A 14,782-nucleotide genomic window follows, 5' to 3' on the forward strand; every position below is an offset into this window, starting at 1 on the left:
GGCAGTCGTCGGTCATGGCGAGGGCGGCGATACCGGGGTCGATCCATCGTTGTCGTCTGGCGACGGTGTGGATGATCTCGGCGATGAACTCGGCGTCGACACCCACCGCAACGTCTTCTGCCGCCCGCTGTCGCTGACCCGAACGGAAGAACAATCGTCATGAGCTCGGTCCTGAAGGTGGGTTCGCGGCCCCGCGGAGGGGGCGGGAGCCTCGGGGACGGACTGCGCCATCCTGGCGAGCACGCTGTTGCGCCTGCCGTACACCAGGTAGACCAGCACGCCGAAGGCCATCCAGATGATGAAGTACAGCCAGGTGATGAGCTGGAGGTTCACCATGAGCCACAGGCAGGCGGCGATCGAGGCGATCGGCACGCCGGGGGAGAGCGGGGTGCGAAAGCCCCTGGGCAGGTCCGGCATCGTCTGCCGCATCCTGATCACTCCGCCGGCCACGGAGATGAACACGAACAGGGCACCGATCACGACCAGCGGTTCGAGCGTGAACACGTCCACGAACTCGGCCAGCAGGATCGCCAGGAATCCGATGACCAGCGTGGCCCTCGTCGGGCTGTGGTAGCTACGGTTGATCTTGGAGAGCGAGCGGGGGATCAACCCGTCGCGAGCCATGGAGAACAGCACGCGGGTCAGGCCGACGAGCAGCACCAGGACGACCGTGGTGAGGCCGAGCACCGCTCCGATGTTGATGACGTGCACCATGAAGCCCTCGCCGGCGTCGCGGAAGGCGTTGGCGAGTGGCGCGGCGGTGTCGATCTTGTCGTACGGGGTCATCCCGACCATCACCAGCGCGACCGCGATGTAGATGACCGTGGTGATCACCAGCGCGCGGATGATGCCCTGCGGGATCGAGCGCGGGGCGTCCTCGGCCTCCTCGGCGGCGGTGGCCACGACGTCGAAGCCGATGTACGCGAAGGTGATGACCGCCGAGGCCGCGAAGATGCCGAACCAGCCGAAGGCGCCCGTCTGGCCGAAGACGATGCCGATCAGCGGGGAGTGCAGGGCCTCCTCGGCCTTCTCCGCGGGCACCGCCGGCACCGGGATGGCCGCTAGGTTGCGCCGGTCGAAGTGGAGGGCGCCGACCACGATGACCGCGCCGATGGCCAGCAGCTTGGCGATCACGATGATCCACAGGGCGCGCAGTCCGATGCGGGCGCCCAGGGCCACCACGGCCGTCAGGATCACCAGGATGAACAGCGTGAAAAGATCGAAACCCGTGTGCCGGCCGACCATCCCCGCGACCGCGTCGGGAAGGCGTACCCCGAAGTCGGTGAGCATCTGGGCGGCGTAGAGCGACCACGCACGGGCCACCGTCGCCGCGGCCAGCAGGAGTTCCATGACCAGAGCCCAGCCCACCACCCAGGCCCAGACCTCGCCGAAGATGACGTAGCTGAAGGTGTAGGCGCTTCCCGAGGCAGGCATGGCGGAGGACAGTTCGGCGACGCAGAAGGCCACCAGCAGGCTGGTGATTCCCGCGATCATGAAGGAGAGGATCACGCCGGGCCCGGCCATGGTCGCCGCCTGGCGGCCGGCGAGGCTGAAGATGCCCGCACCGATCATGACGCCGATACCGAGGACGACGAGGTCGGCTCTGCGATAGGCCATGGGCAGGCCGTGGCGCGCACCGGTCCACCGGTCTGTGGCATGGCTCGGAGGCATGCGGCGCACGATCGACGGGGGAGGACCTTCGGGCACGACCTGGCCAATCGTGGTGGGCTAAATACCCTTATTGTCGGACTTGTTTCACAGTGCCGCAGGGGGGTCACCTGGGACAAGTGCTATCCGGTCACGTCGTGGACACCACCATGTCACGCCCGGATTACCCGCCCGCTCAGCCGCCGACCACCAGCCACGCCGGGCCGTACGCGCGCGTCGAAAGGGTGATCAGCCGGGCGGTCATCCACAGCCCGAACGCCAGCCAGAGCGTCACCAGGCCACCGCCCCAGAGGTCCACCAGTAACGCGGCGGGCAGGTAGGCGATCGTCGTCCACCCCCCCGCCCAGGCGAGGTAGCGCTGGTCCCCGGCACCGATCAACACACCGTCCAGCACGAACACCACCCCGGCGATCGGCTGCAGGGCGGCCACCACCCAGAGCAGGTCGAGCAGCTCCGCGGCGACGGCCGGGCTCGCGTCGAACAGACCGGGGATGAACGGTCTGGCCACCAGCACGGCGAGGCCGAGCAGCACGCCGGAGCCGACTCCCCAGATCACCATCCTCCAGGTCGCCGCGCGAGTTCCCGCCACGTCGCCGGCACCCAGGGCGCGACCGGTGATCGCCTGTCCGGCGATCGCGATCGCGTCCAGGGCGAACGCCATCAGGATCCAGATCCTGATGGCGACGGTGTATGCCTCGATCTGGTCCGTTCCCATCCGGGTGGCCACCGTGGCGGAGACGGCCAGCACCGTCTGCAGGCACGCCGTACGGATGATCAGGGCGATCCCGGCCGAGCCCGCCGCCCGCACGCCCGCCGGGTCCGGGCGGAACGGCGCACGGTAACGGGCGAAGATCAGGACGAGGTAGACGGCGGCGGCGAGCGCCTGGGCCAGCACCGTGCCCCAGGCCGAGCCGGCGATCCCCCAGCCCAGTCCCAGGACGAACACGACGTTGAGCACCGCGTTCAACGCGAAGGATCCCACCGACACCAGCAGCGGAGTCGAGGCGTCCTGCATGCCGCGCAGCACGCCCGTGCCCGCGAGCACCACCAGCATGGCGGGAACGCCGAGCAGGCTGATCCGCAGGTAGGTGACCGCCTGCCGGGCGAGCTCTCCCTCGGCGCCGATCAGGTGGATCAGCCAGGGGGCCAAGGGCCAGACGACCACGATGATCGCCAATCCCACCCCGACGGCCAGCCAGAGGCCGTCCACCGCCTGCCGCAGTGCCCGCCCGGTCTCGCCCGCCCCGATCTGCCTGGCCACCGCCGCTGTCGTGCCATAGGCCAGGAACACGCACATCCCCACCAGGAAGCTCAGCACCGTGCTCGCCACCCCCAGGGCGCCGAGCGCGGGGGCGGGCAGGCGGCTGACGATGACGGTGTCCGTCAGCAGGAAGAGCGGCTCGGCCACCAGGGCGCCGAACGAGGGCAGTGCCAGCCGCAGGATCTGCCTGTCATGGTCGCGACCGGAGCGGCCGGATCGAGGCGTAAGAGTCACAGGTCCATTGTGCCTCTTACCTCCCGATGGATCTTCAGCAGGATGAACCGGTCGGCTCATGACATCTAAGGCGACTCCCGGCGTGTCGCCCCAACTTTCTTTTCTCCACAGGCGGTGGATTACATTTCTCCTGGTCAGAAAGGTATCCACAGCTGTGGACAACAGTTATCCACAGAACTGTCCCCAGGCTGCCCACACCTCTGGGGAAGAAGTGCACAGCTTATCCACACCTCTGTCGACAGCCCGCGTTGCCAGTCGGGGCGCCGAGCCGCGAAACTGTCACACCGGTCGGCTAAAAATAGAGATAACGTAACTGTGTTCGAAAGAGGGGGTGTTCGGTGAGCATCGCAGAGCCACCGGTCTTCGAGCCAGGTTTCGAGCGCACCCCGCCGAACAACATCGAGGCCGAGCAGTCCGTCCTGGGTGGCATGCTGCTCTCCAAGGACGCCATCGCCGACGTGGTCGAGATCCTGCGATCCGATGACTTCTACCGGCCCGCCCACCAGATCATCTACGACATCATCACCGACCTCTACGGCCGGGGTGACCCCGCCGACGCCGTCACCATCTTCGATGAGCTGCAGAAGCGAGGCGAGGTCGCCCGGGTCGGCGGCGGAGCCTACCTGCACACGTTGACCGCCGTCGTGCCGACCGCGGCCAACGCCGGTTACTACGCGAGGATCGTCCGGGAGCAGGCCATCCTCCGCCGCCTGATCGAGGCGGGCACCCGCATCGTCTCCTACGGCTACGGTGGCCAGGACGAGGAGGTCGACGACCTCGTCGACCGCGCCCAGGCGGAGATCTACAAGGTCACCGAGCGCCGCACCTCCGAGGACTACATCCCTCTGGCCGACATCATGCCGGGTGCCCTCGACGAGCTGGAGGCCATCGGGGGCCGGGGTGGCCAGATGGTCGGTGTCCCCACCGGATTCCAGGACCTCGACTCGCTCACCAACGGCCTGCATCCCGGCCAGATGATCGTCGTGGCCGCCCGTCCGGCCATCGGTAAGTCGACTTTGGGGCTAGATTTCGCCAGATCTGCCGCTATCAAGCACGGCATGACGACTGTGGTGTTCTCGCTGGAAATGTCCCGTAACGAGATCACGATGCGCCTGCTGTCGGCCGAGGCACGGGTGGCACTGCACGCCATGCGCTCGGGCACGATGACCGACGACGACTGGGCCAAGCTGGCCCGGCGGATGGGCGAGGTGGCCGAGGCGCCGCTGTTCATCGACGACTCGCCCAACATGTCGATGATGGAGATCAGGGCCAAGTGCCGCCGTCTCAAGCAACGCAACGACCTGCGGTTCGTCATCATCGACTACCTGCAGCTGATGTCCTCGCCGAAGAAGACCGAGAGCCGCCAGAACGAGGTCTCGGAGATCTCCCGGGCCATCAAGCTGCTCGCCAAGGAGCTGGAGGTCCCGGTGATCGCGATCTCCCAGCTCAACCGTGGCCCCGAGCAGCGAACCGACAAAAGGCCCATGGTCAGCGACCTTCGCGAATCCGGAAGCATCGAGCAAGATGCCGACATGGTCATCCTGCTCCACCGGGAGGACGCCTACGAGCGAGAGTCGCCCAGGGCCGGTGAGGCCGACCTGATCGTGGCCAAGCACCGTAACGGCCCCACCGCCACGGTCACCGTGGCCTTTCAGGGCCACTACAGCCGCTTCGTCGACATGGCCCCCCACTAGGCGGACCTGTAGGATCTCACCGCTCTTGGCCAGTTCTCATTGGCCAAGGCCACTGTCCGGCCAGTTGGCCACCATGCTGAGACGGTATGGAGTCCGTCGTCTCGTCTCCGGGAAGCAGACACCGTCCGCTCCCGGCCCAGCCACTCCGAGCGCGCGAGCCCGCCATGGGGATGGCCGACTGTCACATCGGACTGGTCGCAACTCGGCCGTACCGGCGCGAGTGGTGTGTGCTCGCGGGGCTGCGGATCCCCCGTATGGGGGACCGGGTTCCCATCGCGGGGGGAGTCGTCCGGGCACGGCCGGGACGAGCATGGGAGTGCGAGATTCCACGCACTTCTCACCAAGAGGGCACCTTGTCATCCTCACCCTTCACCCCGGATGGCCGGCCCGCCGGGGACCCTGCGACGCCGACGCGGCACCAGGCCGCCACCGTGCCCGCGTCCATCCCTGAGCCGCCCTCCGCCACCACCACACCCGCCCCCACTGCCGAGACATCGGCCATCGCCGGATCACCGGGCACCGGTTCGGGATGGATTGGCTACGCCGCGGCGATCTGGGCCGCCGTCTACGGTGTCGTCGCGCTCATCTGGACCATCACCGGCAGCGGATTCCCGTTCGGGCGCAACGACCCGCAAGGCCGGGCGGGGCCACTGCGGGACCTGCCGCCCGAGGTCGGCGCGCCCCTCTTCGCGGTGGTCCTGCTCGCCACCGCGGTCGCCTGCCTCGCCATGGCCGGTTCGCACGCGGTGCGGCCGTCGCGGGCGGGCCGGGCCCTTCTGCTCGGCTTCGGCTGGACCGTCGCCGCCGCCCTGCTGATCCTCGTACCGACCGTGAACGTCCTCGCCCTCACCGGGTACGCGCCCATGCTCATTCTCGGCGCCCCCTTCGGCTGGCCGCGGGGGATCGACTACGGGACCGTGTTCACCTGGTCGCTGGGCAACCAGGTGTGGTGCATGCTGGGTGGATTCCTCGCCGCCTGCACCGTGCTCTCCTGGCAGCGCCGCAGCCGGGGCGCTTGCGCCCGTTGCGGCCGCGGCCGCGACTTCTCGGGCGCAGACCGCTTGCGGATCGCCGCGTGGGGCCGCCGGGCCACCATCGTCGCCGTCGTCATCCCCCTGCTCTACTCCGTGAGCCGCTACGCCTGGCTGGCGGGCGTACCGCTCGGCATCAGCGACGAGATGCTGCGCGACCTGTGGGACAGTGGCGCGGTGTGGGCCGGCGCCGGTCTCGGGACGTTCGCGGTCGCCGGCGCGATCCTCACCCTCGGGCTCATCCAGCGCTGGGGCGAGGTCTTCCCTCGTTGGATGATCGGCCTGGCCGGCCGCCGCGTCCCGATCAGGCTCGCGGTGATCCCGGCGGCGTACGTGGTCCCCATCGTGATCTCCGGGGGCCTCGGGATGACCTTCTCCCCCGAGAGCGGGCATCTCACGGGCTACAGCCCGGTCCTGGTCGCCACGCACGCGCTGTGGCCGCTATGGGGTGTCGCGCTCGCGGTCGCCACCTACGGGTACCAGGTGCGGCGGCGCGGCGCCTGCGACACCTGCGGAAGGCAGGGCTGAGCGGGCCATGCCGACCATGCGGTCCGTCCCCGCCTGACGCCGGGCCGGCCGCCACCGTCCTGCTCCTGGGCACCCCACGGGGCCGGGCGCCCAGGAGCACTCCCGGAAGCACGGAGTGGCAGGCACGTCCCGAACGGCCGGCCGTCCCGGGACAGTGGGCAGGTTCCGGAGGGCGGGAAGGCCCGGAGTGACGGTCAGCCGACCGGGCTGACGAAACCGGACTCGTAGGCGGCGATCACGGCCTGGGTCCGGTCGCGGGCTCCGAGCTTGGCGAGCACGTTGCCGACGTGGGTCTTGACCGTCTCGGCCCCCACCACCAGCCGCGCGGCGATCTCGGCGTTGGACAGGCCGGTGGCCATCAGGCGCAGGACCTCCCCCTCGCGCTCGGTCAGGCGGGCACGGCGGAGCCGGTCGGCGGCCGACCCGTCGATCCCGCCGAGGCCGTACGCGCCGGCCAGGCGCCGGATCGCCGCCGGGAACACCAGGGACTCCCCGCGTGCCACCACCCGCACCGCCTCCACGACCTCCGGCGGCCGGGTGCGCTTGAGGATGAACCCGGCGGCGCCCGCGCGCAGCGCCTCGTACACGTGGTCGTCGTTCTCGAAGGTCGTGATCACCAGCACGCGTGGCGGCTCGCTCGACGCGCCGAGCAGCCGGCGCGTCGCCTCGATGCCGTCGATCGCGGGCATCCGCACGTCCATGAGGAGCACGTCGGGCCGGGTGCGCGCCACCATCGCCATCACCTCGGCACCGTCGGCGGCCTCCCCGACGACCTCCAGATCGGACTGCGCGTCGATGATCACCCGGAGCCCCACCCGGATCAGCTCCTCGTCGTCGACGATCGCCACCCGAATCGTCACGGCCCCTCCCTCTCCGCAAGCAGTGACCATACCCGGACCGCCGTCACGATACGCGCGCCCGTACCGGAACCCTCGTCGCGAGCTCGTCTCCCGCTGGGGGGCGTCACGATGCCTCTCCCTCCAGTGCCGGCAGTCGAACCGAGACGCGCCAGTGGGCGCCGTCCAGGCCTGCCGTCATCGTGCCGCCGAGCAGCGTGACGCGTTCGCGTATGCCCTCCAGCCCGCGCCCGCCCTCGCGCCGTGGACGGGAGGCGGCTACGGGATTGGACACCTCGATCGTCAGCGTGGGCCCGGTCACGGCGACGCGCAGCGCGACCGGAACCGGTCCCGCGTGCCGGAGCACGTTCGTCAGGCTCTCCTGGATGATGCGGTATCCCTCCCGGGACACCAGGGCGGGCAGGTCGTCCACCGAGCCCTCGATCTCGGTGCCCACCTCGACGCCGGTTCCGCGCGAATGCGCCACCAGCCTGTCCAGGTCACCCAGCCCGTGCGGCGCCCCGCCGACCCGCGCACCGGCTCGCTCGTCGGCCCCCCGAGCGGCTCGCTGCCGGCCCAGCTCGTCGGCCCGCTCGTCTTCGCGCAGCATGCCGAGCACCCGGTCGAGGTCTTCCGTCGCGGCTCGCCCGGTCTCCTCGATCGCCTGGAGCGCGCGGCGGGCGAACTCCAGGTCGGTGTCCAGGAGGTGCAGCGTGGCGGACGCCTGCAGCATCGTCACGGTCAGCGCGTGCCCGATGGAGTCGTGCAGCTCGCGGGCCAGCCGGTTGCGTTCGGCGAGGCGGGCCGCCCGCGCCTCCAGCGCCGCGATGCGTTCGGCCGGCGAGGGTCCGAGCAGCACCGGTGCCATGACGGCCGCCAGCGCCCCGAGCCCCGCCACGGCGTACAGGACCCCGGCGAGCGTGGCCACGCCGAGCAGCGACAGCCACCCGGTGTCGTGCTCGTCCAGCGGCCCGATCCGCAGCCCGTCCAGCGCGCCTCCCGTGATGCCGAACCACTGGACGACGAACGTCACGCCCATCACCAGGGGAATGAGGATCAGCAGCGCGACGACCCCGCCCGCGACCAGGTGAACGGCGAACCACAGGGCCGCCCGCAGGCGGGTCTCCCACGCCTCCCGTCCGGACTCCGCCGTCCCGGTCGGATCCGGAAGCGCGACGCCGAGCAGGGCACGCGCGGCCGCGATCTCCAGTGCCCTCGTCCCACGCAGGAACGGGGGCACCGCGCCGATCACGATCGCGAGGGCGAGCACGAGCAGCAGCAGCCCGTAAGGCGCGTCCGGCATGGTGAACATCTGCGCGAACAGGACCGCCACCAGGACGTACGGCAGCAGCAGCACCCCGCCGAGCAGCAGGTGGACCCCCTGCCGATAGGTCGCCGCACTCACCAGCGGCCTCACAACGGCGCCAACCCTCACGCCCGCCATTCTCCCGCAGCCCTCCACGCCCCAGGCGACCAAGGGCAGGACAGTCAAGTTCGGGAGTCTCACAGATGAGAGCGTGTGAGCGGCACCGTGGCCGCCGGCGCTGCTACGGGGTGCGGTCAAGACCGGTGTCTCCCGGTACGGCGGCGCGGTCAAGGCCGGGAGCCGCGGCCGTATGGCGTTCGGGATGCCGCTGCTCCGACGGGGGATTCCTACTCGATCGGGTGATGTGGCATGGTCTCGGGATCGCCAAGGATGGGGACCACGCAGCCTACGGGCTTTGAGCGGGAGGGAGCCATCACATGAACCAGCAGCGGTCGGAACTCGTGCGTGAGGAGTGGCGTGAGTTCTTCGACACCATGACGCGCAACTACGAGGGCGCCGAGGTGACGATCGAAGTGATGAGCAAGGACTTCGGGGACCTGCTGGGGGTCGAGAAGCTACCGCTGGCCTACCTGGAGTACGACCCCAAGGACGATCAGTTCTCGATCGGAGTGGGCGGCCGTGACGGGCGCTACCCGGTGGTGCTGCGCCATGCCGTCGACCACCCGCAGAGGATCCTGACCGACACCCTGCAGCAGGGCACGGTGCGAGCGTTCGACGTCTTCGACGCCGAGGGGGGTCAGACGATCGTGACCCTCTACCTGACCTCGATCTCCTCGGCGTAGCCACGTACTCCCCGCGCCCGGGAGACGACCGCCAGCTTTCGGAGAACCACTCGGGGTAGCGCCAGGAAACCCGTCACCGGCCACAAACGAGAGAAAGTGCAGGTCAGCGGCTTGTGTCGAGGGACTGCGACGGGCACGTCCGGATCCGGCACGGTGCGGAGGCGATCGCCGTCAAGCTGTGAAAAGACCTCACCCCCGTCGCCCGGCCCCATGTCCGCGGCAAGGACGATACCGAGTCCGCAGGGGCCGGCCGTGTCGATGCCCTACTCCAGCGCGGCATCGAAGCGGTCGGCCAGCACGAGAAACGCGTCGTCCCAGCCGCTGGAGTTCGCGACCTCCTGGATCTGCCCGGTCGGTGCGAACAGTGTCACGAGCCCGGGCGGGAGCCGGCCGTCCGCGCCGATCCGGGCGATCGCGGCGTCGATCTCCGCCAGAGCCGCGTCCGCGTTCTTCCAGGAGGACCAGGCGAAGTCGTTGTCGGGCTGGGCGAGGAGCACGCGCACCTCGCCGAGCACTCGCAGGAGATCCGGGTGCGGCGTCATGGCCACTATCCAACTACCTCCACGAACTCGCCGGTACAGGAGGAAAGGGCAGCGAACGCATCGTTGTGGCATCCCTTTCGGGAAGAGGCCGACACACCGTCTCGGCGACCTCGGCCTGGTGCCCATGACCGGACCATCACGGGGATCAGGGGATCAGGACGATCTTTCCGGTGGTGCGGCGGGTCGACAGGAGCTCGTGCGCCTTGGCCACCTCGGTCAGCGGCAGCGCCTGGTCCACGTGGACCCTGAGCCGGCCCGACTCCGCCAGGGCCACCAGTCGCGACAGGTCGGCCGCCGAAGGACGCACGTTCACCACCGCGAGCCGCACCCCCAGCTCGGCCGCGCGTTCCCCGGTGATGCCCAGGTTGCCCCCGACCGCGCCGACGAGCACGCCGCCGGGCTTGAGCACGGCGGCGGAACGCTCTCCGTAATCGCCGCCCACCAGGTCGAACACCACGTCCACCGGCTCGGTCTCGGTGACGAAGTCGGCGACGGTGTGGTCGATCAGCGTGTCCGCGCCGAGCTCGCGCAGGAGGTCGTGCTTGGCGGTCCGAGCGGTACCGGTGACGTGCGCCCCCCGAGACGCGGCGATCTGGACGGCGAGATGGCCGACCCCTCCGGCGGCGGCGTGGACGAGCACCCGCTCCCCCTCACCGAGGCGGGCGATGCCGACCAGTGCCTGCCAGGCGGTCAGGCCGGCCAGCGGGAGTCCGCCCGCCTCCTCCACGGACAGGGTGGCCGGTCTGTGGACGATCTCGTTGGGCGAGGCGAGCACGTAGTCGGCGTAGGCGTTGCCGGCATCGGGGAAGGCGAGCAGGCCAAGCACCTCGTCACCGGGGGCGAACGCGGACACGCCGGGTCCGATGGACTCGACGGTGCCCGCGACGTCCCAGCCGAGAACGAAGGGCGGCGAGCCGAGCAGCGGGTAGGCGCCGGAGCGGACGGCCCCGTCGACCGGATTGACCCCGGCGGCCCCGACCCTGATCAGGACCTGCCCGTGATCCGGTTCAGGCCGGTCGACCTGGGCGGTGCCGAGTACGGACGGGTCACCGAAGGCGGACTGGGTGATGGCACGCATCGTGATCTCCTCTGCGGGGAAGTTCGTCGAGATCAATCGTCCGCGATGCCGGTATCTCTTGGTAAGAAGGCACCTTTGAGATATATAGGTACCTTGTGGAAACTATTTCTGGCCTGCGAGAACGTGGCGCCGTCGACGCTTACCTCCGGGAGTGCGGCTCGCGGAAGGTGCTGGAGGCGATTGCCAACAAGTGGACCTGCCTGCTGGTGGACGCCCTGCGGGACGGCCCGGTCCGGTTTGGTGTGCTGCGCCGCAGGCTCGACGGGATCACCCAGAAGAGCCTCACCCAGTCGTTGCGGAACATGGAACGCGACGGGATGGTGATCCGCACGGTCTACCCGACGATCCCGCCCCGGGTGGAGTACGAGCTCAGCGCGCTGGGCCACAGCGTGGTCACGCTGATGGAGGGCATCAAGAGCTGGTCCGAGGAGCACGTGCCCGAGATCATGGCCGCCCGCGACGCCTACGACCTCCGCACGGGTGAGGAACCCAGGCCCGTACGGGCGGAACCGAGCGGTAACCGGGTGGCCGCGAAGTAGGCGTCCGCCGTGGTCGCGGCCGTGTCCCGCGTGACCGGGGCAAGCGTCGCGGAGAGCGGTGCGGTGGCCATGGCGATGCCGGCACCCTCCTGGAACTCGGGCCGAGGTGAGGTCAGAGGACCGGGCGGACGTGGGTGACGAGGCGGCCGCCGTCGAAGACGTGGATGGCGATCTGCGGCGGCAGGTCATAGTCGACCGGGACCGGGATGTCGAGTTCCTGGTTGAGCAGCAGCGTCGAGACGACGCCGGGAGCGACCGAGAGCGGCAGGCCGGCGAAGGTGGTGCTCGCCGCGGTGTGGGCGTGGCCGACGATGACGGCCGCCACCTGCGGGTACCGCCGCACGATCTCCTCCAGCCGCTCCGGGTTCCGTAGCCGGATCGCGTCCACGTACGGGATGCCCAGCGACACCGGCGGGTGGTGCATGCCGATGATGGCCGGGGTGTCCGGGCTCTCGGCGAGCACGTCCCGCAGCCAGGCGGTCGTCTCGTCCTCCAGGAAACCCTCCGGCCGGCCGGGGACGCTGGAGTCGCACAGCGCGACGGTGAGCCCGTCGAGCCGGAGAACCTGGTTGACCGGCCCGTCGCCGTCCTCGTCGAGCATGACCTTGCGGAACGCCGAACGGGCATCGTGGTTGCCTGGGCAGATGATCGTCGGATGGCGTGTGGTCAGCAGCTCGCGCGCGATCTCGTACTCCTGGATCAGGCCGTTGTCGGCGATGTCGCCGGTCACCACGACCGCGTCCAGCGGGCCGGAAAGGTTCTCCAGGTGCCGCATGACGGATCGGGTCCTGTCGATGCTGCGGGGGGAACCGTCGATGTGGACGTCACTTACGTGCGCCAGGATCAGCATCACTCAAGAGTGACATATCAGCTTCCCGCCGCCCAGTACGTCGAACTCCTCCCGGGAAAGAAGGCGGAAACAAGCCGTGGCCCGTCCCTGCCCCTCGCGAGGGACGGGCCACAGCGGATCGTGATCACACCCTGTCCGCTACTCCCACCGGAACAGCCGGGTGGCCAGTCCACCCGTGACCAGCAGGGTCACCGCCACCACCACCAGGTGCAGCGGCTGTGGCGCGTGCCCCGCCCACGTGTCGCGGAGCGCCGTGGCGAACGGCGCCATCGGCAGGAAGTCGCCGATCTGCCGCACCAGGTCCGGCATGAACTCCCTGGGAACCCACATCCCGGACATGAACAGCAGCGGGAACATCAGCAGCGAGCCGATGCCCGGCGCGGACTTCGCGCTGGGCGCCAAAGCGGAGATCAGCAGCCCCAGGCCGAACATCGAGGCCGTGCCGAGCACGAACACCCCGGCGAAGGCCAGGAGGTTCCTGGGCGGGGTCAGGCCGAGGACGAGGCCGCCGAGGCCGATCAGGAGGACGGTGGCGATGATCGCCACCGCGAGGTTGTTCACGACCTGGGCGACCAGCAACCGGACCGGGCTGACCGGGGTGGTGGACATCCGGCGCAGCACGCCGCTCTCCCGGTAGCTCACCAGCGCCGCCGGCAGGGTGGTCAGTGCCATCGTCACCACGGCCAGGATCACCATCATGGTGGGAAAGTGAGTGTCGATGATCCGCTCCCCGCCCATCTCGGGAGGGGTCTCCTGAAGTCCGGCGGTGCTGCCCAGCCCGAGCAGGAGCACGAGGGGGAGCAGTATCGCGAAGATCGGGCCGGCGGGGTCCCGCAGGAAGAGCTTGAGCTCGGTCAGGATCATCTTGTTCATCAGGAAAGCTTCTTTCCGGTGAGGCCCAGGAAGGCGTCGTCGAGATTGGCCTGCTCCACGCGCAGGTCGGCGGGAACGACATGGGCGGCGGACAGGGCGGTCGTGATCGCGAGCAGCAGGTCACCGGTACCGGTGACCGTGATCTGCCCGCCGCTCCGCCTTATCTCGGTGACCTCGGGCAGTGCCTTGAGCACCGAGTCGTCGAACGGCTGGGAGGGCCGGAACCTGACGGTCTGCTGCCCGCCGACCTTGGCGATCAGGCCCGACGGACTGTCCAGCGCGACCAGCCGGCCGGAGTCGATCAGCGCGAGCCGGTCACAGAGCCGCTCGGCCTCCTCCATGAAGTGGGTGACCAGCAGGATCGTCACACCGTCATCGCGCACCCGCTCGATGAGCTCCCAGGTGTCCCTGCGGGCCTGCGGGTCCAGGCCCGTGGTCAGCTCGTCCAGGATCGCCACGCGCGGGTTGCCGACCAGGGCCAGCGCGATCGAGAGCCGCTGCTGCTGGCCGCCGGAGAGCTTCCCGTAGGGGGTGTCGTGCTTGTCGGCGAGCCCGACCCGTTCCAGCAGCTCGACCCAGTTCGCGGGGGTCCGGTAGAAGGACGCGTACAGGTCGAGCGCCTCCCACACTTTGAGCTTCCCCGGCAGCGTGGAACTCTGCAGCTGGACGCCCAGCTGTTCCCTGAGCTCGGTGCCGGTGAGGCCGCCGAGCACGCTGACGGTCCCGGAGTCGGGGACGCGCAGGGTGGCGACGCACTCCACGGTGGTCGTCTTGCCGGCACCGTTGGGGCCGAGAACGCCGAAGATCTCGCCCTCTTCGACGGTGAACGAGACGTCGTCCACCACCAGCCGGTCTCGGTACTGCTTGCGGAGGTTGCTGACCTCGATGACCTTCATGCCAACCGACGCTAGGAGTCGCGCCGCGCGGGGAGAATCCACCTGGCCCCCAGGTGGGGGCGGGCCAGGCACCCGGCAGGGGTGTGGCTACCTCCACCCCCGGACGGCGTCCGCCACCACTGGGCACATCCGGAGACATCATCGAGACTTGACACATGAAGACGTACGCGGTGGCGGTCGGCAAGGCACTGGCCCTGGGGGCGATGGCACTGGTGGACATCGCCCTGGTGGCACTGACCCTGTTCGCGTTCCTGCTGACGTTCGGGTTGGGGATGATCTTTGTGTTCCCCCCGACGGCCCGGCTGATCAGGTACCGTACGGCGTTCGCCAGGAGGTTGACCGGCACCTGGCTCGGGACCGCGGTGCCGGTTCCCTACCTACCGCCGCCGCTGCCGACGCGACCCCAGCACGATGGGTGGTACCGCCACGAGCGCCAGCTCTACAAGACGCCGCGCTGGCCCGACTGGAACAACCGCTGGAAGTGGATGTTCGGCGACCCGGCCACCTGGCGGGACGGGCTCTGGCTGTTCCTCAACCCGGTGGTCGCGGCCGCTCTGTTGCTGCTCCCCGTCATCCTGGCCACAGGCGCAGTCCTGGCGTCGCGGTCCGCGGTGCCGGCGGCGGTGCCCCCGCTCCTGGGGGG

The 14,782-nt window shown here is 69.6% G+C and carries 14 protein-coding genes; 5 read left to right on the forward strand and 9 right to left on the reverse strand.

The features are described from left to right. Positions 1-12: 12 nt before the first annotated feature. Positions 13-1,617: an amino acid permease gene (locus ABZ260_RS30840; protein WP_355624851.1), complete on the reverse strand. Its 1,605-nt coding sequence runs from the start codon at positions 1,615-1,617 to the stop codon at positions 13-15. A gap of 226 nt (positions 1,618-1,843) precedes the next feature. Then, a complete protein-coding gene (locus tag ABZ260_RS30845) occupies positions 1,844-3,163 on the reverse strand; it encodes an MATE family efflux transporter (RefSeq protein ID WP_355624853.1) in 1,320 nt (439 codons plus the stop codon). Between the two features lie 338 nt (positions 3,164-3,501). Between ABZ260_RS30845 and dnaB the strand changes: the two genes are divergently transcribed. Both dnaB and ABZ260_RS30855 read left to right on the forward strand, forming a co-directional pair. Next, positions 3,502-4,857: a replicative DNA helicase gene (gene dnaB, locus ABZ260_RS30850; protein ID WP_030919742.1), complete on the forward strand. Its 1,356-nt coding sequence runs from the start codon at positions 3,502-3,504 to the stop codon at positions 4,855-4,857. A gap of 353 nt (positions 4,858-5,210) precedes the next feature. Next, entirely contained in the window at positions 5,211-6,416 is a 1,206-nt protein-coding gene (locus tag ABZ260_RS30855) for a hypothetical protein (protein ID WP_355624855.1), read from the forward strand. A 194-nt stretch (positions 6,417-6,610) separates the two neighbouring features. On the opposite strand, the gene ABZ260_RS30860 is transcribed toward ABZ260_RS30855, so the two are convergent. After that, complete coding sequence (locus ABZ260_RS30860; RefSeq protein WP_355624857.1) at positions 6,611-7,276, reverse strand: response regulator transcription factor; 666 nt, start codon at positions 7,274-7,276, stop codon at positions 6,611-6,613. A 103-nt stretch (positions 7,277-7,379) separates the two neighbouring features. Then, complete coding sequence (locus ABZ260_RS30865) at positions 7,380-8,657, reverse strand: histidine kinase (protein WP_355624859.1); 1,278 nt, start codon at positions 8,655-8,657, stop codon at positions 7,380-7,382. A gap of 338 nt (positions 8,658-8,995) precedes the next feature. Between ABZ260_RS30865 and ABZ260_RS30870 the strand changes: the two genes are divergently transcribed. Continuing rightward, the gene (locus ABZ260_RS30870) at positions 8,996-9,361 is read left to right on the forward strand and encodes a DUF5335 family protein (protein ID WP_355624861.1); all 366 of its coding nucleotides are present in this window, start codon (positions 8,996-8,998) and stop codon (positions 9,359-9,361) included. Positions 9,362-9,624: 263 nt separating this feature from the next. On the opposite strand, the gene ABZ260_RS30875 is transcribed toward ABZ260_RS30870, so the two are convergent. Both ABZ260_RS30875 and ABZ260_RS30880 read right to left on the reverse strand, forming a co-directional pair. After that, positions 9,625-9,903 carry a hypothetical protein gene (locus ABZ260_RS30875; RefSeq protein ID WP_355624863.1) on the reverse strand — a complete coding sequence of 93 codons (279 nt, stop codon included), beginning with the start codon at positions 9,901-9,903 and terminating at the stop codon, positions 9,625-9,627. 145 nt (positions 9,904-10,048) lie between these two features. Continuing rightward, entirely contained in the window at positions 10,049-10,981 is a 933-nt protein-coding gene (locus ABZ260_RS30880; protein WP_355624865.1) for an NADP-dependent oxidoreductase, read from the reverse strand. Positions 10,982-11,076: 95 nt separating this feature from the next. Here ABZ260_RS30880 and ABZ260_RS30885 point away from each other — a divergent pair, with 95 nt between their 5' ends. Continuing rightward, the gene (locus ABZ260_RS30885) at positions 11,077-11,520 is read left to right on the forward strand and encodes a helix-turn-helix domain-containing protein (protein ID WP_355624867.1); all 444 of its coding nucleotides are present in this window, start codon (positions 11,077-11,079) and stop codon (positions 11,518-11,520) included. Between the two features lie 112 nt (positions 11,521-11,632). On the opposite strand, the gene ABZ260_RS30890 is transcribed toward ABZ260_RS30885, so the two are convergent. From ABZ260_RS30890 to ABZ260_RS30900, 3 genes are all read right to left on the reverse strand, one after another. Continuing rightward, positions 11,633-12,370, reverse strand: a complete 738-nt coding sequence (locus tag ABZ260_RS30890) for a phosphodiesterase (protein WP_355624869.1) — start codon at positions 12,368-12,370, stop codon at positions 11,633-11,635. A gap of 138 nt (positions 12,371-12,508) precedes the next feature. Next, the gene (locus ABZ260_RS30895; RefSeq protein WP_355624871.1) at positions 12,509-13,243 is read right to left on the reverse strand and encodes an ABC transporter permease; all 735 of its coding nucleotides are present in this window, start codon (positions 13,241-13,243) and stop codon (positions 12,509-12,511) included. After that, on the reverse strand, positions 13,243-14,139 hold the full coding sequence (locus tag ABZ260_RS30900; RefSeq protein ID WP_355624873.1) for an ABC transporter ATP-binding protein: 897 nt from the start codon (positions 14,137-14,139) through the stop codon (positions 13,243-13,245). The genes ABZ260_RS30895 and ABZ260_RS30900 overlap by 1 nt, the downstream gene beginning before the upstream one ends. Positions 14,140-14,294: 155 nt before the next feature. Between ABZ260_RS30900 and ABZ260_RS30905 the strand changes: the two genes are divergently transcribed. Next, on the forward strand, positions 14,295-14,782 hold a 488-nt coding region (locus ABZ260_RS30905; RefSeq protein WP_355624875.1), incomplete at its 3' end, for a sensor domain-containing protein.

The organism is Streptosporangium sp. NPDC006013 (genome assembly GCF_040614275.1).
Taxonomy (GTDB): Bacteria; Actinomycetota; Actinomycetes; order Streptosporangiales; family Streptosporangiaceae; genus Streptosporangium.